Source organism: Chthonomonas sp., assembly GCA_016788115.1.
Taxonomy (GTDB): Bacteria; Armatimonadota; Fimbriimonadia; order Fimbriimonadales; family Fimbriimonadaceae; genus UBA2391.
The window spans coordinates 373,152-394,961 of record JAEURR010000007.1; the positions used below are offsets into that span (position 1 = coordinate 373,152).

The 21,810-nt window shown below is 57.0% G+C and carries 22 protein-coding genes; 13 read left to right on the plus strand and 9 right to left on the minus strand.

From position 1 onward, the window contains the following. The first annotated feature begins 22 nt into the window (after positions 1-22). From moaA to JNM85_09340, 7 genes are read left to right on the plus strand one after another with little or no spacing between them, the layout of a single operon-like run. Positions 23-1,015 (plus strand): GTP 3',8-cyclase MoaA, encoded by a 993-nt coding sequence (gene moaA, locus JNM85_09310; GenBank protein MBL8088248.1) that lies wholly within the window; start codon positions 23-25, stop codon positions 1,013-1,015. Next, complete coding sequence (locus JNM85_09315; GenBank protein ID MBL8088249.1) at positions 1,012-1,914, plus strand: bifunctional molybdenum cofactor biosynthesis protein MoaC/MoaB; 903 nt, start codon at positions 1,012-1,014, stop codon at positions 1,912-1,914. Before moaA ends, JNM85_09315 begins: the two co-directional genes overlap by 4 nt. Then, the gene (locus JNM85_09320) at positions 1,911-3,071 is read left to right on the plus strand and encodes a molybdopterin molybdotransferase MoeA (protein MBL8088250.1); all 1,161 of its coding nucleotides are present in this window, start codon (positions 1,911-1,913) and stop codon (positions 3,069-3,071) included. Before JNM85_09315 ends, JNM85_09320 begins: the two co-directional genes overlap by 4 nt. Further along, on the plus strand, positions 3,068-3,310 hold the full coding sequence (locus tag JNM85_09325) for a MoaD/ThiS family protein (GenBank protein ID MBL8088251.1): 243 nt from the start codon (positions 3,068-3,070) through the stop codon (positions 3,308-3,310). Before JNM85_09320 ends, JNM85_09325 begins: the two co-directional genes overlap by 4 nt. Then, entirely contained in the window at positions 3,307-4,713 is a 1,407-nt protein-coding gene (locus JNM85_09330) for a ThiF family adenylyltransferase (protein ID MBL8088252.1), read from the plus strand. The genes JNM85_09325 and JNM85_09330 overlap by 4 nt, the downstream gene beginning before the upstream one ends. After that, the gene (locus JNM85_09335) at positions 4,706-5,452 is read left to right on the plus strand and encodes a sulfite exporter TauE/SafE family protein (protein MBL8088253.1); all 747 of its coding nucleotides are present in this window, start codon (positions 4,706-4,708) and stop codon (positions 5,450-5,452) included. The genes JNM85_09330 and JNM85_09335 overlap by 8 nt, the downstream gene beginning before the upstream one ends. Positions 5,453-5,496: 44 nt before the next feature. Further along, positions 5,497-7,680, plus strand: a complete 2,184-nt coding sequence (locus JNM85_09340; GenBank protein MBL8088254.1) for a molybdopterin oxidoreductase family protein — start codon at positions 5,497-5,499, stop codon at positions 7,678-7,680. 116 nt (positions 7,681-7,796) lie between these two features. On the opposite strand, the gene JNM85_09345 is transcribed toward JNM85_09340, so the two are convergent. After that, positions 7,797-8,192, minus strand: coding sequence for a hypothetical protein (locus JNM85_09345; GenBank protein ID MBL8088255.1), 396 nt, complete (start codon positions 8,190-8,192; stop codon positions 7,797-7,799). Between JNM85_09345 and JNM85_09350 the strand changes: the two genes are divergently transcribed. Then, positions 8,176-8,520, plus strand: a complete 345-nt coding sequence (locus JNM85_09350) for a cupin domain-containing protein (protein MBL8088256.1) — start codon at positions 8,176-8,178, stop codon at positions 8,518-8,520. The genes JNM85_09345 and JNM85_09350 overlap by 17 nt on opposite strands. On the opposite strand, the gene JNM85_09355 is transcribed toward JNM85_09350, so the two are convergent. The 4 genes from JNM85_09355 to JNM85_09370 form a co-directional block, all read right to left on the minus strand. Continuing rightward, positions 8,504-8,737 (minus strand): hypothetical protein, encoded by a 234-nt coding sequence (locus tag JNM85_09355; GenBank protein MBL8088257.1) that lies wholly within the window; start codon positions 8,735-8,737, stop codon positions 8,504-8,506. The genes JNM85_09350 and JNM85_09355 overlap by 17 nt on opposite strands. After that, the gene (locus JNM85_09360) at positions 8,734-9,234 is read right to left on the minus strand and encodes a Rieske (2Fe-2S) protein (protein MBL8088258.1); all 501 of its coding nucleotides are present in this window, start codon (positions 9,232-9,234) and stop codon (positions 8,734-8,736) included. Before JNM85_09360 ends, JNM85_09355 begins: the two co-directional genes overlap by 4 nt. Before the next feature lie 5 nt (positions 9,235-9,239). Next, positions 9,240-9,845 carry a 4Fe-4S binding protein gene (locus tag JNM85_09365; protein ID MBL8088259.1) on the minus strand — a complete coding sequence of 202 codons (606 nt, stop codon included), beginning with the start codon at positions 9,843-9,845 and terminating at the stop codon, positions 9,240-9,242. A 347-nt stretch (positions 9,846-10,192) separates the two neighbouring features. Then, positions 10,193-10,657, minus strand: a complete 465-nt coding sequence (locus JNM85_09370; GenBank protein MBL8088260.1) for a DUF664 domain-containing protein — start codon at positions 10,655-10,657, stop codon at positions 10,193-10,195. A gap of 98 nt (positions 10,658-10,755) precedes the next feature. Between JNM85_09370 and JNM85_09375 the strand changes: the two genes are divergently transcribed. After that, positions 10,756-11,220 carry a hypothetical protein gene (locus JNM85_09375; GenBank protein ID MBL8088261.1) on the plus strand — a complete coding sequence of 155 codons (465 nt, stop codon included), beginning with the start codon at positions 10,756-10,758 and terminating at the stop codon, positions 11,218-11,220. 322 nt (positions 11,221-11,542) lie between these two features. On the opposite strand, the gene JNM85_09380 is transcribed toward JNM85_09375, so the two are convergent. After that, the gene (locus JNM85_09380; protein ID MBL8088262.1) at positions 11,543-11,965 is read right to left on the minus strand and encodes a hypothetical protein; all 423 of its coding nucleotides are present in this window, start codon (positions 11,963-11,965) and stop codon (positions 11,543-11,545) included. A gap of 335 nt (positions 11,966-12,300) precedes the next feature. Between JNM85_09380 and JNM85_09385 the strand changes: the two genes are divergently transcribed. Both JNM85_09385 and JNM85_09390 read left to right on the plus strand, forming a co-directional pair. Then, complete coding sequence (locus JNM85_09385; GenBank protein ID MBL8088263.1) at positions 12,301-12,711, plus strand: recombinase family protein; 411 nt, start codon at positions 12,301-12,303, stop codon at positions 12,709-12,711. A gap of 202 nt (positions 12,712-12,913) precedes the next feature. Continuing rightward, positions 12,914-13,828, plus strand: a complete 915-nt coding sequence (locus tag JNM85_09390) for a hypothetical protein (protein MBL8088264.1) — start codon at positions 12,914-12,916, stop codon at positions 13,826-13,828. Positions 13,829-14,821: 993 nt separating this feature from the next. Here JNM85_09390 and JNM85_09395 read toward each other — a convergent pair. Together JNM85_09395 and JNM85_09400 are read right to left on the minus strand one after the other, a co-directional pair. Then, a complete protein-coding gene (locus JNM85_09395; GenBank protein ID MBL8088265.1) occupies positions 14,822-19,249 on the minus strand; it encodes a fibronectin type III domain-containing protein in 4,428 nt (1,475 codons plus the stop codon). 157 nt (positions 19,250-19,406) lie between these two features. Then, positions 19,407-19,730 (minus strand): hypothetical protein, encoded by a 324-nt coding sequence (locus JNM85_09400; protein ID MBL8088266.1) that lies wholly within the window; start codon positions 19,728-19,730, stop codon positions 19,407-19,409. A 283-nt stretch (positions 19,731-20,013) separates the two neighbouring features. Between JNM85_09400 and JNM85_09405 the strand changes: the two genes are divergently transcribed. Continuing rightward, the gene (locus JNM85_09405; GenBank protein MBL8088267.1) at positions 20,014-20,355 is read left to right on the plus strand and encodes a helix-turn-helix transcriptional regulator; all 342 of its coding nucleotides are present in this window, start codon (positions 20,014-20,016) and stop codon (positions 20,353-20,355) included. Positions 20,356-20,477: 122 nt separating this feature from the next. Here the strand turns inward: JNM85_09405 and JNM85_09410 are convergent, their stop codons facing one another. Continuing rightward, positions 20,478-20,792 (minus strand): helix-turn-helix domain-containing protein, encoded by a 315-nt coding sequence (locus JNM85_09410; GenBank protein MBL8088268.1) that lies wholly within the window; start codon positions 20,790-20,792, stop codon positions 20,478-20,480. 865 nt (positions 20,793-21,657) lie between these two features. On the opposite strand from JNM85_09410, the gene JNM85_09415 reads away from it, so the two are divergent. Continuing rightward, positions 21,658-21,810 (plus strand): hypothetical protein (locus JNM85_09415; protein MBL8088269.1); only part of this gene is annotated, 153 nt, incomplete at its 3' end.

Here is a 21,810-nt window from a genome sequence, read left to right on the forward strand (position 1 = left end):
GAGCTCGGCGCATAATCAACGGGTGCCCTCTCGAACGGACATGCTGACGGACCGGTTCGGCCGATTTCACGACTACCTGCGGGTATCGTTGACAGATCGCTGCAACTTCCGGTGCGTCTACTGCATGCCCGAGAGTGAAGTACCGTGGCAGCCCCGGGACGAGATCCTAACCTTTGAAGAGATCGAACTGCTGGTGCGGTTCTTTGTGTCCCATGGCGTTCGCAAGGTGCGGCTGACCGGGGGCGAGCCGACGCTGCGCAAAGGGTACATCGACCTGATCCAGAACCTGCGTCGGATACCCGGGCTGCAGTCGATCGCGTTGACAACGAATGGCAGTACGCTGGTGCGAGACGCCAAGGCTCTCCGGGACGCAGGAATCACAAGCTTGAACGTGAGCCTCGATACATTGCGTCCGGATCGGTTCATTGAGATCACTCGACGCGACGAATTGCCCAAAGTACTCGCCGGCATCGAGGCTGCCCAGCAGCTCGGGATCGGAACGAAAATCAATGTGGTGGTGTTGCCCGGCGTCAACGAGGACGAGTTGTTCGACTTCGTGAGCTTTTCCGACGAGCACCGTCTGACGGTGCGCTTTATCGAGTTCATGCCGTTCTTGGACAATGGCTGGTCACCGACCAAGGTGATTTCATCGGCTGAGATTCGAGAGAGGTTAGCGTCCCGGTACGCACTCCGCGCACTGCCGACCGCCTCCAACGACGTAGCGAGGGAGTACGCGGTCGATGGCCACAATGGGCGAGTTGCCTTTGTTTCGAGTGTGTCGGAAAGCTTCTGTGCTGGATGCAGCCGTCTTCGCCTAACTGCCGATGGACAGCTGAAGTCATGCCTGTTCTTGCCCCCGGCCGTATCTCTGCGAGACCTCGTTCGTGCCGGGGCGACAGAGGTCGATTTGGCAGCGGCGGTGCGAGCGTGTCTGGAAGGCAAATGGCGCGCTCACCCCCCTATGCGCAGTTGGGCGCAGAGAGACAACTTAACGATGGTGCAGATCGGCGGATGAGAGACGTTTCACACAAGAACACAACCAAACGGACTGCGCTCGCGCGTGCCGAACTGACCGCGAGTCCCGACACGATCCGCAGAGTCCAGCAAGGCGATACCCCAAAAGGAGATCCCGTTCCGATCGCGAAGGTTGCGGCCATTCAGGCCACCAAGAAGACGACGGAGTGGATCCCGTATTGCCATAACATCCCGATTGAGCACGTGCGTGTGGACTTCGAGTTTCTGGAAGACCGAATCGCCATCGAGGTTTTCGTCACGTCCGTTGCAAAGACGGGAGTCGAGATGGAGGCTTTGACCGCCGCAGCAGCGGGAGCGCTGACGCTCTACGACATGCTGAAAATGATCGATGAAGAGATGGAAATCGTCGGCGTAAAGCTCTTGTCCAAGACGGGAGGCAAGAGCGACTTGCCCAAGCTCACGAGCTGGAATGCCCAGATCCTCGTCATGTCTGACCGCGCTCATCAGGGAGTGTACGAAGACCGAAGTGGCCCCATTCTCAAGCAGGCGCTGTCCTCCCACGGAGCGAGTTCAGTGGCCACAAGCATCCTCCCTGACGAGCCACGAGCCCTCGTTCAGGCTGTCCAACAGGCCGTGGAAGAGAGAGTTGCCCTTCTCATCGTCACTGGCGGTACCGGCGTCGGACCGCGCGACTTCACCACCGAAACCCTCGAACCGCTCTTGCACACCGCACTTCCCGGCGTCGTCGCTGCCTTCGAGTCCTACAGTCAGGCAAGGGTTCCAACCGCGATGCTTGCCCGCCCGGTGGCGGGACTCATCCGAAGCACGATCGTGCTTGCGATACCCGGAAGTCCTTCGGCCTGCGAAGACGCGATGGCTTGCCTCATGCCAAGTCTGCTTCACGTCCACAAGATGCTTGCGGGGGAGGGTCATCCGTGATCTCGGTAGACCATGCCCTAGAGGTGATACGGAGCTACCGACCAGCACGCCCCACTGAGACTGTGCCGCTCAACGCCGCTCGGGGTCGCGTCGCCGCCCGTGACTACACATCGCCGCTCGACTTCCCGCTCTTCGATAACTCCGCGATGGATGGCTACGCGGTCGGGGGACCCGAAGGGCCGTGGGAAATCGTTGGCGAAATCGCGGCGGGCCAATCCACGAAACTCACGCTCGGTCCGTGCGAGGCGGTCCGCATCTTCACCGGCGCACCGGTTTGCGCGCGCACCTTCGGGGTGATCCCACAAGAAGAGGCGACGGTACAAGACGGTTTCCTCATGGGCGTCGTACGTCGTTCTGCACATGTGCGGTTCCGGGCGGAAGAAGCGGCAACAGGAAAAATCGTGGTCCGCGCAGGGCAGAGGCTTCAGCCACCGCACTTGGCTGGCCTCGCTTCCTGCGGGTTCTCTGCTGTCGAAGTCGAGAAGGTCCCCGTGACGACCGTCCTGACAACGGGAAATGAAGTTGTGTCCCCGGGGGAAACACTATCGTTCGGTCAGATTCACAACTCAAACGCGACCGCGATCCAGGCAACGCTTGCCGATTGGGGCATCGCCGCGCAAACTCAGCACGCACTGGATCGACTCTCCGATTTGCAGGAGCTGGTTCCTCGCATCTGCGAAACGAGCGACCTGCTGATCTCAACCGGCGGGGTGTCCGTCGGCGCGCACGACTACGTCCGGCCAGCCATGGAAGCCGCACGGTTCGAGGTTATGTTCCACGGCGTCGCCGTGAAGCCGGGTAAGCCGATGGCGTTCGGAGTCCGGGAGGACGGCAAAGTGTGGTTTGGGCTGCCCGGAAACCCATTTTCGACGTGGGTCGGGTTGCTCGTTTTCATCGCTGCCTGGCTGGGACACGATCTTAAGCGCGAGCCGATCACGCTTGCACACGGAATGGGGCACAAGCCAGGCCGCGAGGAGTACGTTCCCGCGGTGCGACAAGCCGACGGTCAGGCCAAAGCACTGGAAGTCGTCGGTTCGCATGCAAACCTAGCGATGATCGACGCTGAAGGGCTTCTGAGGATCGAATCCTCTGCCGAGGAACTGCAACCGGGCCAGATCGTGGAGTTCCTTCAGGTCCCCTGGAGCCTAGACGCATGAAGCGAGTCAAACTTCGATACTTCGCGGTGCTACGTGAGCGGCGCGGTTTGAGCGAAGAGTGGTTGGACACGGACTTGACAACTGCAGGCCAACTCGTTCGATTTCTCATCGCCGAACATCGACTTGGTCTGCCAGATGCCCTCATTCGAGTGGCCGTCGCGAACGAGTTTGTCGGCCCCGACTATCACTTGGTCGATCGGGACGAGATCGTCCTGGTCCCCCCGGTGGCCGGGGGATGAGCTTCTTACTGGCTGATGCGCCGATTCAGCCGCTGGCGCACGCCGACGATGCAGCGGGTGGATTCGTCACGTTCGAAGGGAAGGTGCGGAACCACGCTGCGGGTCAGACAGTGGTCGCCCTCGAATACGAAGCGTTTCCGGACATGGCGATCGCGCAAGGCGAGCAGCTCGTGAACGAGGCAGTCGAGCGGTTCGAGCTTCGGTCCGCAAGAGTGATTCACCGCGTCGGCAAGCTCGTCGTGGGCGACACCGCCGTTGTGGTCCAGACAGCTTCCGCACACCGCCGAGCCGCATTCGAAGCCTGTGAGTGGATGATGGATCAGCTCAAATGGCGAGTACCGATCTGGAAACGGGAAACGTATGCCACTGGTGTCTCTGAGTGGGTCATGCCCCACAAATCTGCCGATGCGGCCCAAGACACCGCCATGTTTGCACGTCAAATGCGACTCCCCCAAGTTGGAGAGCGCGGCCAAATGGACCTGAGCAAGGCTAAGGTGCTCCTCGTAGGGGTAGGCGGCCTGGCCTCAGGAAGCCTGCCCGCGCTCGTGGGAGCGGGAATAGGAACGATCGGCCTAGTCGATGCTGACCTCGTCGATGTCTCGAATCTCCACCGCCAACCGCTCTACGCGGCCGAGGATGTGGGTCGATCAAAGGTTGAGCGGGCGGCATGGTTCGCCACGCGCCTCCGCCCTGCGGTCACGATCCAACCGTTTCCCGAAAACCTGACCGCCTCGAATGCCGAGCAGCTGGTCTCCGCCTATGACTGGGTTGTTGACGGAACTGACTCGCTCGCCACCAAGTTCCTGCTGGATCGTGTCTGCAAGAAGCTTGGCAGGCCCTTGGTCACCGCAAGCGTGCACCAGTTTGAGGGCCAGATCATGACGATCGTGCCGGGTGGTCCCAGCTTGCGCGACCTATTCCCGACGCCGCCCCCGGACAACTGCGTCGGGACCTGCGCGCAAACAGGGGTACTCGGAGTTGTTCCATCTGTGATGGGGGTTCTGCAGGCAAACGAGGTGATCAAGGGCATTCTTGGCCTGTCAGTTCTGGACAACCGCTTGATTCTCTTGGACTTACAGACCTTGGAGCTCACTTCGCTCCGCCGCACCGCAAACGTCTGCACATCAGAGCCGGAACTCGACTGGAGTCTAGACCCAGAACTCTCTCGCCTCGATTCCTACGAGATCATCGACATACGGGAGCTCGATGAGTCCCCGGTGCTGGCAGTTCCACATCGGAGAATCCCGATGCAAGATTGCTACCAACTCGGATGGGACCGTCCTACCCTCTTCGTGTGTGCGACGGGCCGCCGCAGCTATCGGCTGGTGGCAGACCTGCGCGCCAGGAATCAGGAGAACGTGTACTCGCTTAACGGCGGCATCGCGAGTCTCACTCATGATTGAAACTTGGCTGCTCATCGGTGTCTTTGTCGTTGCGCTTGCCTACAGCATGGTCGGTCACGGCGGGGCCTCCGGTTACTTGGCGCTCATAGCCTTCACCACGATCCCGAGTGCGGTAGGGGCGACAACGGCGCTAGCGCTCAACGTCCTCGTTGCGGGTATCACGCTTCTGGTGTTCCGCCGTGCGAAACACTTCGATGGGTCGCTCGCCTGGCCGCTGCTACTGGGCTCGGTACCTCTTGCCTTCCTGGGCGGAAAGCTGCGTTTCGAAAGCGCGACGCAAGACCTGGTGCTGGCACTCGTACTCGTCTACGCTGCCGCCGCGCTCATGCTCAAGACCAAGACCCCTTCGGCGAGCGGCGAAACAACCGCCCCGAGACGCTGGGTGCTCACGGCGACGGGGTCGGGAATTGGGCTCTTAAGTGGGTTCGTCGGAGTGGGGGGTGGGATCTTTCTCTCGCCGCTCATGATTCTGCGGAAATGGGCGCAACCCCATACCGTCGCAGCACTGTCCGCGGGGTTCATCTTTGCCAATTCCATCGCAGGCTTACTCGCTCGCCCCAGTGACGTTTTGCAGGAAAGCCTGGGGTTGTGGCCTCTCACCCTTGGGGGCGTCGCCGGAGCGATTTGTGGCAGCCTGCTCGGGGCCAACCGAGTATCGAGCCTCTGGCTTCGCCGCGCTCTAGGCGTCGTGCTGCTCCTCGCGGTCGCCAAGCTCCTGCAGAAGAGCTTGGGGCTATGATGCGCGTCATAGCGGTTTCAGTCCCTGTGACATACACTTAGGGTATGGCCAAGCCTCCGGTTTCCATCGAGAAGCTGATCGAAGAATTCGGTCCGCATCCAGCCTACACCCCTCCGGGAGGCTGGGTTGGCCGGGATGATCCCGACAAGTTGGTCAAGACCCACTGCTGCTTCTGCGGGATGCAATGTGGGATCCAACTAAAAGTCAAGAAGGACCAGGTCATCGGCTTCGAGCCCTGGGAGGAGTTTCCATTTAACCGCGGAAAGCTGTGTCCAAAGGGGGTCAAGCGATATCTCCAAGGCGGCCACCCCGATCGACTGCTTGCCCCGCTCAAGAATGTCGCCGGTCAGGGGTTCGTACCCATCTCGTGGGAGGAGGCGTTCAGCACGACCATTCAGGCTATCAGGGACGTCCAAGCCAAGTATGGCAACGACGCCGTCGCCTTTCTCTCGGGTGTTTCCCTGACAAACGAGAAGAGCTACCTCATTGGGAAGTTCGCTCGGCTCGCACTCCAGACTGCCAACCTCGATTACAATGGCCGCCTTTGCATGGTGAGCGCGGGTGCGGGCAACAAGAAGGCGTTCGGACTCGATCGCGCTTCCAACTACTGGGAGGATATCGTCCACGCCGAAGTCATCCTCCTCGCGGGGACAAACGTCGCGGAGTGCTCGCCCATCACCACCGATTACATCTGGCGGGCCCGGGACCGAGGTGCAAAGCTCATCGTCATCGATCCTCGGGTGACACCGATCGCACGCACTTGCGACCTGCATCTGCCTGTTTTGCCGGGCACAGACTCTGCGCTACTCCTCGGAATCCTGCGCGTAGTCATCGAAGAGGGGCTTACGAACGAGGCATTCATCGCGGAGCACACTTCCGGCTGGGAGGAGACCAAGGCAGCCGCTCTCGCCCTGTCGCTGGAGGATGCAAGCCGCATCAGCGGCATCAAGGTCGAGGACATTGTTCGGGCGGGCCGCATGTGGGGTGAGGCCAAGACGAGCTTCCTCATGCACGCCAGAGGCATCGAGCACAGTTCCAAGGGAGTGGACAACGTCGTCAGCTGTATCAACCTGGTGCTAGCGACCGGTCGCATTGGGCGCAAAGGGTGCGGCTATGGCACAATCACAGGCCAGGGCAACGGGCAGGGTGGCAGAGAGCACGGCCACAAATGTGATCAGTTGCCCGGCAACCGCGACATATCCAATCCCGACCACCGGGCATACATCTGCTCCGTTTGGGGATGTACCGACGAGGAACTGCCCGACAAGGGGCACACCGCTCCGGAAATCATGGAGATGATCCATGCCGGTGAAATCAAGGCGTTGATTTCCATCTGCTTTAACCCCTTGGTCTCATTGCCGGATTCAAACTTCACTCGCGAAGCCCTGAACAAGCTCGACCACTACACCGCGATCGACTTCTTCTTGAACGAGACCGCGCACCACGCAGATATTGTGATGGCAGGTTCGCTGCACGAAGAGGAAGAGGGGACGAGCACGAGCGCCGAAGGACGGGTCATTCGCATCAGGAAGGCGGTCAACCCTCCCGGAGAAGCACGGGCTGACACCGACATCATTTTGGAACTGGCCCGGCGACTCGGCCGCGAGAAGTTCTTTGACCACTTCAAGACTGCTGAGGACATCTTCAACGAGTTGCGCGTCGCCAGCAAAGGCGGCACCGCGGACTACTACGGCATCACCTACGAGCGCATCGAGAACGAACTCGGCGTGTTCTGGCCGTGTCCCGAAATCGGACATCCTGGCACCCCCCGATTGTGGGAGGACCTAAAGTTCAAGACCCCAGACCAGAAGGCGCACTTCAATGCGGTGAAGTACCGCCCGCCGCTTGAGGAGCCCGACGACGAATATCCCGTTGTGCTCACCACCGGGCGAGTGGTATCGCACTACCTTAGCGGCACCCAAACACGTCGAATCGGTGGACTGGTTGACCTGTGCTCCGATCCGTTCGTCGAGATCCACCCAACTTTGGCCGCCCACTATGGAATCGCCGACAAAGACTGGATGCGCGTGACAAGTCGCCGTGGCGAAGTCGTTCTGCAGGCCAAGGTGGTGACTACGATACGACCCGATACCGTATTCATCCCCTACCACTGGCCCGGGCAAAAGGCGGCAAACAATCTGACAATTCGATCCTACGATCCGGTCAGCGGCATCCCTGAATACAAACGAGCGTGCGTGAAGATCGCCCGAGCCGACCCACCTCAATGAAGCGCGCGTTTGCTCTAGAGCCCTTCTCTCGAGACCACAACGACGGCCTACACCTTGCGCGTGCACTCAAAGAAGGGCGCGTTGGCGCGCCACAGATGGCGCGCGACGCATGGGACCTAGAGCTTGCGGACCATTTCGCCGAAGAGGAGCGCTTGCTCGGTCCTCTCGCTGGAGAGATGTTTGCCCAGATGCAAACCGAGCACAACATCATCGCCATGTTGGTCGATAAGCTCCCCGAGAGTGCCTGCGAACTCGGGCAATCGCTCGAAAGCCATATCCGATGGGAAGAGCGCGTGCTCTTTCCCGCCATCGAATCGGCTCTGACTGCCGAGCAAGACAAGCTCCTTACGGAGGAAACCCTCAGAATGGAGCACCGCCGGTGGCAGCACGCACCTAAGCGAGCCCGGTTGGTTGAGCGGCGGATAAGCCTGCGCAGTGTGCCGGGCGCGGACGCCTTTGCTCCCACTAGGCAACATCACCCCGAGGAAAGTAGTAATGACACCAACCATCATCCCCAACCTTCTGCACCAATTCGAGACCGTTGCGGATAGCACGATCTCCAGGACGATTCAGTCGGATGACGCGACGAAGACGGTGCTCTTCGCCTTCGGCGCGGGCCAGGAACTCAGCGAGCACACGGCGTCCATGCCAGCGATCATCCAGCTAGTCAAAGGCGAAGCGACCATCACCGTTGGTGAGCAGACTGTGGAAGCGGTCCCGGGGACTTGGATTCACATGCCAGCACAGCTCCCGCACAGTGTCCGAGCGACTACTGACACGATCATGATTCTGATCTTGGTGAAGGCAGCGAAGCCCAGAGCGGCTACTGCATCTTCATAAGACGGCGAACGCCAAGTAGCATCCACACGTTCACCGCAAGGAGAACAAAACTGAATACTGCCGCCTGAACAACCATCTCCGTCCTACCCATGAGAATGTTCTCAAGGACCATAACGAACAGCCAAAGTTGAATCAAGAACAGGATCAACGCAAAGAGCAGAAAACCGACGAAAACCACGGACTTCTGCCGACGACGAAGGGATTGCGGTGTGTTCACGCGGGTTCTCCTGCGATCGCTCCCACCGCCCACACCTCACTTCCACGGGTCTCGACTTTGATCTGAGGAAGCGGGTGCGGTGGCGGCCCCTGCAAGACCCGACCATCCTCGAGCGAGAAGGCTCCGTTGTGGCATGGGCAATACAGCAACTCTCGGCCATTCTTGACCTCGTACTCCACGGGGCAAGAAAGGTGCGTGCACCGACGCTTGTAGGCGACGAATTCCCCGCTTTTCAATCGCACTAAGATGCACAAATCGCTTGGTCGCGGATAGCTGAACGCAAGCGATGAACCCGGCTGGAGGTCGTCGAGCGAGCAGATCTTTGCCGGATCGAACCGGATCTCTTCGCGCGGGATCTGCGCGTAGGCGGCCAGTGCAGCGGTTCCGACGGCGATCCCGCTGCTAGCCAAAGTCAGGAACTTGAAGAACTCGCGGCGGGTAACGAAGTGGTCGTCCTCCCACTCGATCGGAAAGTCTTCCATCAACTTTTCGTTCATCTTGCTCATCGCTCCATGGTCCTCACCGAAGTCAACAAGTCCGACCGGCGGACTATTGCGTCGGGCCTCACCCGCAGGCGGACTGCTCCCTTCGGCATCATCAGGTGTACTTTCGTCGTGATCGTCCTGGTGCCAAACAGGAACTCATTGATAGGCGTCCCCGTACGATCCGCGGCAAGTTCTTCGGCGGTCCCGTAGAACAGCGCTCCTGACGGACACACCGTGGCACACATCGGCTTGAGCCCCACCGACGTGCGGTCGTAACACATGTCGCACTTCATCATCTGGTCGACCTCAACATCGTACTTGGGCACCCCAAACGGGCAGGCGAAAACGCAATTCGTGCAACCGATACATCGCGGCTTAAGCGAGCTTTGGACGACTCCGTCGGAAGTTTTCTTGATCGCGTCTGCGGGACAAACCATCGCGCATGCAGGCTCGTCGCAGTGCATGCAAATGATCGGCGTGGTTTGGACGGTGTCCGAGCGCTGAACCTGCTCCAGGTGAATCATCGACACGCCGGGGTGGGTGTCACACTCCGCGCACGCCTGAACGCACGCGTTGCAACCAATGCAACGGCTTGGATCGATGTAGAACTGCCGTTCGCTCACAGAAACAATGGTTGCACGGGCCCCTCGTCGGCACCATGACATCCATCATATGCGCTGAGGCTTACTCGACATCTGCCTGAGCAAGCATGATCTGCGAGAATCCAGTGCACGACCACTCTTCCGAACTCGAGGCTCCCACCTCAATCGTGGGTGCCCAATGCGCGGTTGCTGGAGAGCGATATCACAGCTCACTCCAGCTTCCAATCTTGCTCGAACGGCTTCAGCCTGCAGGATCGGTCAAACTCGCTCGACTGCAAATTCGATACTCGCCCTGAGGGGGTGAGTCTTCCTAACACACTTCACGAACAAGCACTCAATGGAACAGTACGCACCTGCCGAGCCAGCTCTCAGTTGTCCGCCGTTTCATGTCCCATCAGATGTCGAACCGAGTACATCTGTCCCGTGTGGTAAGCCGCATGGAACGCCATGTACTCTAGCGTGTAGCCCCAGGTCCAGTCGTCGCGCCATGGCAAAACCGCCTCCAGATCCGGCCGCATCGCGAGCACGTGGGCCCTGCACGCTTCGTGCACCCGTTTGACCTCGGCGTACAGATCCTCGGTACCCATCTCCAGGGTAACGCCACCATCAACCGTGTGCGGATAGTAGCTCGCCTGACGCACGACCAGCGGACTGACAAGCTCCGGGTATAGCCAGGTCGCCTCGCCATACGCCACGTGCGCCGCAAGTTCGCCGATACTCAGCAGCCGCGGGTGAGCCCGAACCCACACGTCCCGGTCCTCCAGCCCCTGGAACGCCTCGCTCATCTCCCAGATCGCCGAATCAATCGGCTTGAGCGCCTCTTCGTGCGTCATCCGAACACGTTACCTCTTGGGAGATTCGACGCTCTGCGCCCTCCGCTGGCCCGGCGTCCCAGGCTGACTACCATGGCTGGTGCATCGTAGGACCGGACATGGTTCACCTTATCGCAACACTCACCTTGGCGTCGACCCAGTTTGTCCCCGTCCAAACCGATCAGTATTCATTCGAGGTGCCTAAGGGTTGGACCGTCGGTAAGGAGACTCTATGGGGCGCGCGGGATGTGACGCCGGAGAAGGGCAACGGCAAACTCGGCGCTATGACGGCGGGTCCCACCTCGGCAAGTTGGGAGGAGCTGTACCGCACCAGCCTCTACTTCATCAAGCGAGAAGAGCCGGGCGAACCGACCCCATTCCGGCTGGGCAAAACCAAGAAGGGTTACGAGTGCATGAGCTTCGAGGTCCTGAACAAGGAAAAATTCGCATCTCGGCGGTACACGCTGCTCAAAGACTCGAAGGGCAACGCCCTCGCACTCTCGGTGAAGATCCCGTCGGTAAAGGAAGAGAAACAGTACGCAGAATTCTTCCAGCGGATGGTGGACTCGGCGAAGCTGAAGTAAGAATGTTCGCTGAACCACGAAACGCGGGGGGGGGGGGGCTCAATTCAGTAACCTCAAGTGGGCGATCACACGCCTTTCATCTGGTCGGAAAAGACAGGGATGATAGACCTACGACCGCGGTTGCTCAATCGCCCGACGAGCACGAACCTCTTCTTCGCTTCCAGCATTTCTGAATCCGGCTCCATTCTCATCTATAGCGACGAGCTACGGTCAAGTTCAGCGGAACGCGAGTACTATTACCTCGCCACGCCGGTCCCGGAGCCAGCTATCTTTCAGTTCGGGCTTTCCGGCCTTTTTGCTTTCTTGGTAAGACGCGCTAAATTTAGTTCTTGCCGGTAAACCAATGCCGATACTCCTCTTTTGCGTACCTTGCGTACACTCGCACCATATCCGGACCCCAATAATCGTGAACGTCACCGGAGTCTACGTACCATTTATAAGGCTCCGTACTCTTTGCGGTTTCGATCCAGATAGTATCCGAACTATCACCGTCGCCGCCAGTTTTAGTGGCACCGACTTTGCGAGAACTATTCAGGAATGCTTTCATAATGAAAGCCATTTCCTCTACTGCGGTTATCTTGCGGCTAGACAGCCCATGCCCTTTCTTTGAGAGAACGAATCCTTGAAGCTGGATACTGACTAGGCCCTCTAGCAGGATTAATTTGGCAGCTTGCCGCACGTCGTCGTTGGCAACGCGGCCCATCGGCGTAGGCATATCTTCGTAGCCACTGTCCGCACGGCTCATTCGGTCCTTAGAGCTCGAAGTTGTGGTCAACCTCTCGGTTATGTGTGGTCTTGGCGAGTCCGTCTGCGTATTTGATACAGAGCAGCCTGCGCTAACCACTAGAAGTGGCACCACGATAATGCCGACACTAAGGCGCTGCACGAGTATCTCCATATTGGACCAGCTTCGGGCGCGTACCATCAAATGTCCAAGAGTACCACGTTGCATTAGCCCCCGTCGTAGTATGGCTAGTTGCGTAGGTAATAGCATCGCTGATAGTGTAGTTGTTTCCGAACGCAGACCAGAAGTGTGTCTCGGTCTCGGAATCATTGGCAGAAGGGTTCACTGGTGACCTTATGCGGCGCATTCTTGCCGCGTTCGCCGACTACGAGCGGGCCGTGATTGCCACGAGGACTAAGATGGGTCGGCGTGAGTCGGTTCGCAAGAACGGCACGTTTGCGGGAGGGCACGGCGTGTACGGATATAGACCCGTCGGGAATCGGGGGGAGCCGGGAAGTGGTCGGCTACAGATCGTGGGCGAAGAAGTCGCGGCCATTAGGTTGGTCTTTGAGTTCCGAGCAGAGGGCCTGACGCTTGCGCAAATCGCAGATCGGTTGACTCAGGCTGGGCACGTGACCAAGTCAGGATCACAGTTCACGCATGTTCAGGTGTATCGCATTATGGCTAGGGAGGATTTCTATCGTGGGGTGAGTGTCATTACAAAGAGTATTTCCTCTGACTCGGTTTGCCACGAAGCTGCTCTATGAGCGGTTAACCAGCAAAAATCTAGGCTTATGGTTCGTGGCTCAGGTGTACACTTGAGGGGTGAGAGGACTTTGCTGGATTGCTGTCGTCTGTTCTCCCGGTCTTGTTACCGCACAGGTCGCGGATAAGTACGTGCTCCGGGAGCTTCCACGTTTCTCTCCGAACGTGAGGACCATCTTTGGAAGCCTCAATGATCGAGGCGAGATGCTGGCGACGACGATAGTCAATAACACGCCAACGAACTACTACGTCTACACAGAGAAAGGCGGGTTTCGACCGCTCAGTGGATCGACAGCTGGCGGCACGAACACCCCGTCGAATCGGCTTTCTCAAGGTGGTTATGTGGCCGGTTCTCAGAACAAGATCGCACTACCCGGTGAAGACTTTCAATTCATCCACTCCGACCCGACGAAACGGATTTCGCTTCTTGGGGTCAACGCCACAGGCCTCGTAGCTGGAGGTTACAATGGCAAGCCAGCGTTTCAGAGGCTCAATCAGGACCCGCAAGTTGTCGGCTCGATTAATGGGTGTTTCAGCTCCCTTAACAACAAGGGGCAAGCCATCGGCAAGTACACTCCGGCCGGAACTACTACGCAGAGGCAGTGCATGTGGACAGAGGGTAAGGGATTCACTTACTTTGCCACTTCGGAAGAAATGACCAATCCGATTCTTGCCGACAGTGGCTGGATCGCAGGGACTTGGTACGATAGCTCCCAGTTTGGTAGTCAGGCGGCGGTCTGGCGGCCAGGGAAGGGATTGCAAAGCATCCACATGCCAGGAGCCGACAACAGCTACCCCTTGGATATGAATAGCCAGGGCCTTGTTGTCGGAAATGTGGATATCGCGCGTCCCGGCGATCACACGCCGTTTATTTGGTCGGAAACGACAGGGATGCTTAATCTTCGAGAGAGGTTCATCAATCCGCGTTCAGGCGCACACTATATTTGGGCCAGCAGCATCTCGGAATCTGGCTCAATCCTAATCTACAGCGACGAAAAGCGTTCGGGTGCCTCCGATTACGGGTACTACTACCTCGCCACACCGGTCCCAGAGCCATCATCATGGGTTCTGATCGTGGGTATGTTCGGCCTTGGAAGATTTCAGAAAAGGCAACGATGAACAGTTAATGTAAAGCTCTAGACACCAAGTTGAGGTTCAGAGTGCTTTCATCAAGAGTAGTAAATCGCAGGCCGGTTGGATACGCTAAGGCGACGACTGTGCTTTTAACGTCGCTCTCCCCAATCGCGATGCTAACATTGCCGTCTCGGAGCACTTTATTCCACTTGGCGTTATAGCTGATTATAGCTGGCTTCCAACGTACGAACTGGGATTCACGCGTACCAATAAGCAACTTCTCGTCGGCGATTGCCAGACAGTATGGAACCCCTATGCATGCGAAGCTAAGCCCTTGCTCTGTATATTTGGCCGGTGTCTTTGATTGTTGCTTTCGACCAGCAAAAGTGACGATGTCACCTGTGGCTGTCAGCACGTATGTACTCCTACCTCGGGCCACGATATCGAGGAGACTGAAGTCACTTGCCCAGTCACGCCAGTCGATTCTTGGAGAATACTCATTCGACAAGTCCACTTGGACGAAATCCATCCGAGATACATCTCGACCATTAGTTGAGCGTATGGTCAGGTCAAATTTGTTTGCAACTGCTTGAACTGCCACATCCACATCCTCCCATGTACCGGGCCCGAGCTTCCATGATCGCGTCGCACCCGTTTTCCAGAAAGTGCGCTTCAGATTGGAGTTCTCATCTACCCACCAGAGGTAGCGTCGAGAAGCAGTCCACAGCACCGCGAGCGGATGCGAGGACAACCGAGTGGCACCAAGTAAGGTCGTGGTAGAACCAGCAGACTCAAATGCGCGATACTCGTCACCATGCCTCGATAACCAGCGGTATTGTTGCCTGCTCGTGGGCTGCCCTACTGATTCGACTACACCACTCACCCGAAGTCTGGCGATTGGTCCCAGGCTAACATTCTGCGATGACGTAGCGACGCAGCAAGCATGAATGGTGAGGCGATCTCCCCGTTGAGACCAGAGTTGCGGCACATCTTGTTCTGCTGGCTTCGTAATCAGTATGGTAGCGATAAGTGACGCGATCATTGCCCAGTTGTTATATAGATCGAGCGCTCGTTAAAGAAGTCGTTATCGGAGAGCCAAGAGACATAGGCTGGGTCATTTAGACATCTTCCTTGTTGTCGGGTGGCATCGGAATCAAAGTCTGCTCCACTTACTTTCACCTCGGACCATGTACCGCCTGCCTGAACTGCGCCCGACTTATAGGTGCTATTATTGGGTCCATTCGCTAAAGGAGCATTGGGGTGTTTGGCTGTCCTAAACTGTTGAGCGATAGAGTTAATACGCTTGAGAGAGATCGCTTCTCGTTTCTTACCAAATTTAGCAAAGCTACCGATAACACCTTTATCTATCGTGGTGCCGCTTAACTGTGCTACTGATCCTGGCTCGTTCGGAACTACAGCGAGGTAGGCTTGTTTGGATGTGAGCTCCGGAAAAGTAAAGAATAGTCGGACACTTCCCTTTATCTTGAAATCCCCATCTTGCCATAAGTAACCCTTATCATTAACACCACGACCCTTGGATGCAGAAAATGCCTTCCACCACACTTCCGAAGAGTTCTTCTTTACGAACCCAACGTCAAACGCACCATAGGCACCTGCTTCGCCACCGGTGTACACGTAGGCTGCGTCACGTGATGGGCGTGTGGAATCAATGCTAGTCGTAGAAGGCATGCCGACGACTGCTGAGAGGTTTCGCCAGGACTGAAAAGCAGAAACCTTTCGAAAAGGACCTGTGTGCTCGTTAGGATAGCCATAAATTTGCGTGGATTGAGCGTTTGGAGCAGGATCAAAAGTAACTGCGTATGTTTCGGTGCCGTTCGTGACGCAGTGGCTATCTTCCCCAATGAACGCGGTAGTCGCTCCGGAGGAGGTCTCGACTCCAAAGCGATCCTGGTGGTATTGCACGCCATTGGGCCCCTGAATGCTGACTACTCGTGTCTCACTAATGGCAAGTTGGCCCTCACCGGCATTCCACAGAGCCTGGTCAATTATTGTAGCAGGGTTATCGCTCGCCCAATTGATTGCCGTAGCCAATGGCACATCGCTGTCTTCGGAACTGGTGCCAACAACCGAGCCAGAAGACGATACCCCAACTGCCCGATAGTAGTAATCTTGATCTTCGGTTAATCCGGTGTCAGTGAATCTCTGGCCATTCACAACCCCAGGGCCGGGGTCTGGATTATTGATTAGTCCCTGGTTGACCTGAAAATACGGGCCACTAGAAACGGTACTCCGATACAAACGATAGCCCACGGCATTGGCAATCTCCTGCCAGTACACCGTGACTTGACCCGCACCGGTAGCCGCCACCGTGATATCGAAATCTCCTCCGCCGGTGAAGGTAATACCAGTCGTGGCCGTGGCTTCGTTACTCGCCGTGTCTGCCGCAGCATTATGGGCGAGAACGCGGTAAGTGTACGTTGTGTATGCGGAAACTGTGCTATCGGTAAATTGCTCCGTGTTGCGTGGCAAAGAGCTCGTTATGGTAGTCCAGCTACCCGATGCGATCTTTCTTTGCACGACATAAGACGTCTCGTTATGTGCATTGTCAGTCCATGACAGATCGACGGAAGTCGTTGAGGACGCCATCGCAGTGAGCCCGCTTGGCGCAGCGGGCGGGGGAGGCATCAACGTTGTGCAATCTACAAACATCCAGCCTGACGTCCCCCCATCGTTCCTGGACCGCGCTCGGTAGTAATAGTGGGTCAGTCCGTCCAGACCAGAATCCGAAAGCGTTGTCTGGGGTACCGGTACCTCCCCCACGAACAACCAGTCGGATTCCTGGGCTTGCGCAGTTGGCTTGAGGCTTCGTTGCCACTCGGTGCTTGTGGCCCGTAGGCCGTTGGTCCACGATAGGTTGATTTGCGTGTCTGAAACCGCGACTGCCTGAAGGCCGGTTGGAGAAAGTGGGGGCTCATCGGGGGTGGTCACCAAGGCAAAGTCAAGGGACTTAGTATGCAGGCCGTTTCGCATGGCCTTGATGCGGTAACGATAGGCGGTTTGCTTCGCAGTCGAGGTATCGGTCCAAGTTGCCTCCCCTACGCCCGAGTGAGCCGAGACTGGCCACCCTGCTGTCCAAGATGTTGGGTTACTCGGATCGCTCGACTGGAGCGACCGTTCGATAATGAAGCTCGTCTCAACGAGGGAGGCGTCCTGCCACGACAGAACGACCTGGTTATATGCGGGTGCGACCGCAGACAAGCCACTCGGTGCATTCGGAGGTGTCTCGACACTCCCGATCGAGTAGGCCCACGCCGAAGAAAGATCGCCGAACGCGCAAACACGGTATTGGTAGTTAGCGTCTCGTGACGCACCTGAATCGTTGAATTGAGTAGTGTTTGGTGCAACGGAACCGGCGAACTCCCAGACAGCGGAATCTGATCGCTTTCGTTCGATGTAGAATCCTTCCTCGTTGCTCGATCCATCAGTCCACGCCACATGAACGGAAAAGTCATTTTCGAGCGGGTACGGCTGAACTGTTGTCGCAACGACGTTGCTCGGTGCTCCCGGAGCGGCGTGAGAACCACCGTTGAACGCAAGTGTCATGGACGCGAAGTAGCCCATGCCATCGCAATATTGATAGCCATACCCGAACCCTCCGATAGGGAGAGCCCCAAGCACGGTGGTATTCTCAAATGTGTGACGACCTCCATTTGGATAGTCAAGATCGCCGCTATTGAAGAACTCCGCTCTTCCGACTGAATAAGCCGTGCCTGGTACCGCTTCGAACGAATTCGTGACGGTCTGACCGTTGTGACGCAACGCGGATACTTGGCTTGTGGGCACAACAAGATTGATGAACTGTCGCCAAGAGTATCCAGCGTCCGAAGGCAAGTCGTGCGGGGCAAAGAGCGAGAGTTTGGTATTGAAGTGGGACACGCTCGGTACAAGACCTAAGAACGGGGCTGGCTCCGCTGCACCATTGGCGTCGAATGCGAACCCGGTTGAATATTCAGCAACCAATACGGGCTTTGAAGCTGTGGGGTCGCTGGGTGAATCTGACTTGATATAACCAGGGCCGACCAACCGGAACTGCTGAAACTCACCTCGGCGAAGAACAACTGTTCGAGTCCCAATTGGATCGCTAAGCTGGGGATCACCGTCGCCGTTGAAGAACCGTACCCTTCCAGAGACAATTACTCGCGTATTGTTTCTCGCCGCAAGGACGCGGACAAAGTAGGGCTTGTCAGGATTCTTAAGTTGAAAGTGATCCGTAATAAACTCTGAGCCCCAGAGGTCGGTTGGGGGTAACTCTTCCAGCAGATGATTGGACAAGCCCGCATTATTTGGTACCTGGGCCGAGCGGTTGCCACTGTAGACGGCAACCGGATGATTCGACGAAATGAGCGTCCCGGTTAAGTCTCCAGTTGGAGAGGTCGAGCGAAGTTGGTAGGTTTGACCAGATTGAAGCTGAACCGTGAATGGAACTCCCTGGAGCCTCTCACCACTAGCCCCTGCATCACAGCTTGGGGTGATAGTCAATGTGGTTGGTTCAACGGCTCCGCCACCATACGGGGCGACGACGGTTACAAATGAAGTCTGGCTGTATGAATCTCCCCACGCCATGACAATGTGGTCGAAGCCTAGCGATTGAACCGGGATAGCCGTATATGCCTCCGAGTTATGAACCGACTGAGTTACAGCTTGGATAGTCACAGCGACCGTTGTGGAGACATAGACCGAGTTCGGGCAAACCCCGTTGTCCTGTGTCACTTCAGTGAGTTGCGATGCGGTTTGCGGAACGTCCACAACGGCCCAGCCTGGTGTCAATGAAAAGGACTGTGGCGCATTTGTTCCAGCTTTGATAGTTCCTTGCGGATAGGGGGGAACGTCATCAGCATTGGGAGCCACTCGAACATACAGCTTCAGTTGCTTGTTGGGCAATGATTTGCTCTGAGGAAACGCTAACCAGAACTTTCTTCCTGTCGTACTTAGTCGTCTAGGTGCACCAGCACCACTGTCAAAGTTATACGATAGGATAAAGTAGTCAAACGCGGTGACGGCCTCATCGCCGTCAATGTCCGCATCTACCGGCGCGAACCCGTCTGCACCCACGGTCGTCCAATTCGGAGCGGTGCTGTCAATGTCGAAGTACTCGCTCAGAATGAAGTAGTCGAACACCGAGACCGTGTCGTCTCCGTCGATATCACCGTTTCGCAAGCTGAACTCAAATGGACCCGAGGTTCCGAACGTTCCGACAGGTACCCCTTCGATGGCTTCGGAGAGCCAATGCTTTCCCTTGACGCGGACGGTATACGTGCCTGGAACCACAGAAGCCCGAGGCGTAACATTCGAGAATCCTGTTGCGTTGAGTGCCGCATTGGCTGAGACTTCGCCGACCATTCCGTTTACGAAGGTCACCGTGACAGCCTGACCAGAGGGGCTCGGAAAGTCTTGGAGTTCAACTTGAATTTGGATCGCCGCCTGACTCACGGTTGCGACCAGCATCAAAAGTGACCCAATGAGCCATCGTCCCAACCCTCGGTCCAAACTGCTGCGCAAAGTTCCTAAAATTGCCAATTGCTTTCCTCGCCTTCTTACCGGCGTGCCATTTATCATACAGCACCTTGAGGGTTCCAGCCACGAGAGTTTTCAGAACTTTTTGTTAAGGTTTTCGGCGCGAGAATGGACGATCCCGGAATTTCCTGGAAACTGGAGTCACGACGGCTACGGGCGAAGCAAAGTCTGGCACCTCGACGACCGCCTGAGCGACCTCTTCCAACGCCTTTGGGCGAGCAATCACGTTCTTCTGCACGGCTGAGCCGCTCTTCATCTCGCCATCCGAAACCACGTTCACCTGCTTCTCGGCGATATTGACTTGGAGCGTTGGCCGCTGGAGCTTTCTGACTTGAGCCAGCGTCCGAACTGCCTGGTTCACCCGGTCGTTAGCCATGCAAGCAAGCCGCTCGTACCACAGGAGCTGGTCCATGCTCATGTTCTGGCTTGAGCCAATGACGAGCTCGTACCTTTGGCTGGGGTAACCGGACGCTTCTCAATTCAGTAAACTGCGCCTCACTCCGACTCGCTCGACCGCCCGCGTTACCGACAGCCCTTGCGAGACGAGGGCATTCACGGCGCCGTACACACATTCGTCCCGTGATAATTGCCCGTTACTGGTGAGATGTATTGCTCGCTCGTCCATTGCATCGTAGTATACACAACTTACGCAGCACTGTGTACTATAGAATGAACTTCCCAGGTATTTTGTGTTTATGCCCGATCGGACACCAATGGCGATCAAGCGATTGAGGGATCGCCTGCGCATGAACCAGGCGCAGTTGGCCGATTCAGTTGGGGCGACGCGCGACCAGATCGCAAACTATGAATCTGGGAGGTCGCAGGTTCCTGCTCGCATTCGCTCGAAACTCGAATCGCTGGGAATGGTGGTCGCTGAAGATGCAAACCCGTACAACGAACCGCCGCTCGTGGTCCGCGCGACACGTGCCCAGCTTCGGATTCTCGTCAACATTTTGGCGGACACATCCATTGATGACCAGACCAGGGCGCTAGCGAAAGCTGAACTAGAGCGTGCAATCGGGCTGATAGGGTTTTGAGTAATACTTGAAAAAGTGAGCAATCACCCTACACACAATTGCGTTTCGTTTCATGTTGTCTCCGTGGCTGTGTCGTCAGCCTTAGAGACATTATAGGCGAAGGTTGGACATTTGTAAAGGAGTTATTCGTACTTTTTTGAAATTTCTCTGATGACCTGTGCGGCGAGCGCCTTCGTTCTTGATGGTTCGGATTCTTCGAGGACGCTGAGCGCGAGTTCCCTAGCGATTTCCCCTAGCTGCGTGTGCTGAGGGGAATCAAGACCCATAGCGCGGGCGATACGTACCCAGGCTTGCGGGTCCTGTGGTCGATGCTTGCCAGTCAACCAGTGGGAAAGGCTTTGCTTTGACACTCCGAGCCGTGAGGCAACCCACGTGAAGTTAATTCCGCCACGTTCAGCGTGGCGCAGCACGAGCCGCTCTGCTTCTTCAGGGGTCATGGACAGAGTGTACGAACTTTTCTGCAAGACCATTTGATAAACGTCAAAACGGTATGTAAACTAGTACCAATGCAGGAAGAAATTCACGATCCAGTACGAATTTACATTGACAGGATTGAGCACATCGCGAGGTACGGGTCTGTTGAGGACCTCGCACGGTCTGCAGGTGCGCCAGAAGATACTCACGAGGTATTCCCTGGCTCATCAAGTCACGAGTACTCAGATAGCCTCTACGCTGGTTGATGTGGCACAGCGCGCGTGCGAACAGCTCAGGCGGTAACGCCGCGTCGACGGCTCGCGCGCGGAGCGCGTAAGGGTGCAACTCGACCCCCTGAGCACGGTGGCAGCACAACATTTGTGCACGATCCTGCGGATCCGTCGGAAGTAAGTTTGCTTCGGCCAAGATCTGGTAGAGCGCATGTCTTCGCCACTTCTTTCTTCGATTAGTCTTCCGTGCGCTTCGATGTCTCCGCCGTTCGGCGCTGCGGAGAATCCGCTCCTTCTTGGTGAAATTATCTTCGCCGGCGGCCGTGAAGACGTGTGATCCCGCGGACAGGACCGCGGCTGGCTGTCCGTTGAGGCTGCCGACGACGGCCCATCCTATGCTGTTGGTTCCTAAGTCAAGTCCAAGGACATATGCCTCATCTTTCATCGCATTTTCTCACAGCTTGTGGTAGAGTTAGATTACTGAATCGAGAAGCGTTCGGTCTACTCCAACAAGAGTATTCGAATCGGCGGGGTTCTCCCGCTGAACTATTTGCCGCCGTGTGACAACGGCGGCTTTCATTTTTGGGGTCCGCTGTGATCCTTGGGGTAAACCGAAGGTCATGCATCCGCTCCGAGATGCGTCCAAAATCGTGGTCGGCTGACGGGTCGGACGGATGGGCGCGGAATCACGACGACCTATAGTTACGCCGAGCCGGATGGGCAACTCCATGGCGTGACCTATTCGAGCGGAGCCGCAATTTCGATGGCGTACGATAGCTACGGCCGCGTGCAGAGCGTTACCGATTCCAGC

Excerpts from the sequence above, each read along its gene's own strand:
- JNM85_09315 (MBL8088249.1), top strand. The coding sequence starts at position 1,012 with ATGAGAGACGTTTCACACAAGAACACAACCAAACGGACTGCGCTCGCG.
- JNM85_09325 (MBL8088251.1), top strand. The coding sequence starts at position 3,068 with ATGAAGCGAGTCAAACTTCGATACTTCGCGGTGCTACGTGAGCGGCGC.
- JNM85_09330 (MBL8088252.1), top strand. The coding sequence starts at position 3,307 with ATGAGCTTCTTACTGGCTGATGCGCCGATTCAGCCGCTGGCGCACGCC.
- JNM85_09335 (MBL8088253.1), top strand. The coding sequence starts at position 4,706 with ATGATTGAAACTTGGCTGCTCATCGGTGTCTTTGTCGTTGCGCTTGCC.
- JNM85_09340 (MBL8088254.1), top strand. The coding sequence starts at position 5,497 with ATGGCCAAGCCTCCGGTTTCCATCGAGAAGCTGATCGAAGAATTCGGT.
- JNM85_09350 (MBL8088256.1), top strand. The coding sequence starts at position 8,176 with ATGACACCAACCATCATCCCCAACCTTCTGCACCAATTCGAGACCGTT.
- JNM85_09345 (MBL8088255.1), bottom strand. The coding sequence starts at position 8,192 with ATGATGGTTGGTGTCATTACTACTTTCCTCGGGGTGATGTTGCCTAGT.
- JNM85_09360 (MBL8088258.1), bottom strand. The coding sequence starts at position 9,234 with ATGAACGAAAAGTTGATGGAAGACTTTCCGATCGAGTGGGAGGACGAC.
- JNM85_09370 (MBL8088260.1), bottom strand. The coding sequence starts at position 10,657 with ATGACGCACGAAGAGGCGCTCAAGCCGATTGATTCGGCGATCTGGGAG.
- JNM85_09375 (MBL8088261.1), top strand. The coding sequence starts at position 10,756 with ATGGTTCACCTTATCGCAACACTCACCTTGGCGTCGACCCAGTTTGTC.
- JNM85_09380 (MBL8088262.1), bottom strand. The coding sequence starts at position 11,965 with ATGAGCCGTGCGGACAGTGGCTACGAAGATATGCCTACGCCGATGGGC.
- JNM85_09385 (MBL8088263.1), top strand. The coding sequence starts at position 12,301 with ATGCGGCGCATTCTTGCCGCGTTCGCCGACTACGAGCGGGCCGTGATT.
- JNM85_09390 (MBL8088264.1), top strand. The coding sequence starts at position 12,914 with ATGCTGGCGACGACGATAGTCAATAACACGCCAACGAACTACTACGTC.
- JNM85_09395 (MBL8088265.1), bottom strand. The coding sequence starts at position 19,249 with ATGCTGGTCGCAACCGTGAGTCAGGCGGCGATCCAAATTCAAGTTGAA.
- JNM85_09400 (MBL8088266.1), bottom strand. The coding sequence starts at position 19,730 with ATGGACCAGCTCCTGTGGTACGAGCGGCTTGCTTGCATGGCTAACGAC.
- JNM85_09405 (MBL8088267.1), top strand. The coding sequence starts at position 20,014 with ATGCCCGATCGGACACCAATGGCGATCAAGCGATTGAGGGATCGCCTG.
- JNM85_09410 (MBL8088268.1), bottom strand. The coding sequence starts at position 20,792 with ATGACCCCTGAAGAAGCAGAGCGGCTCGTGCTGCGCCACGCTGAACGT.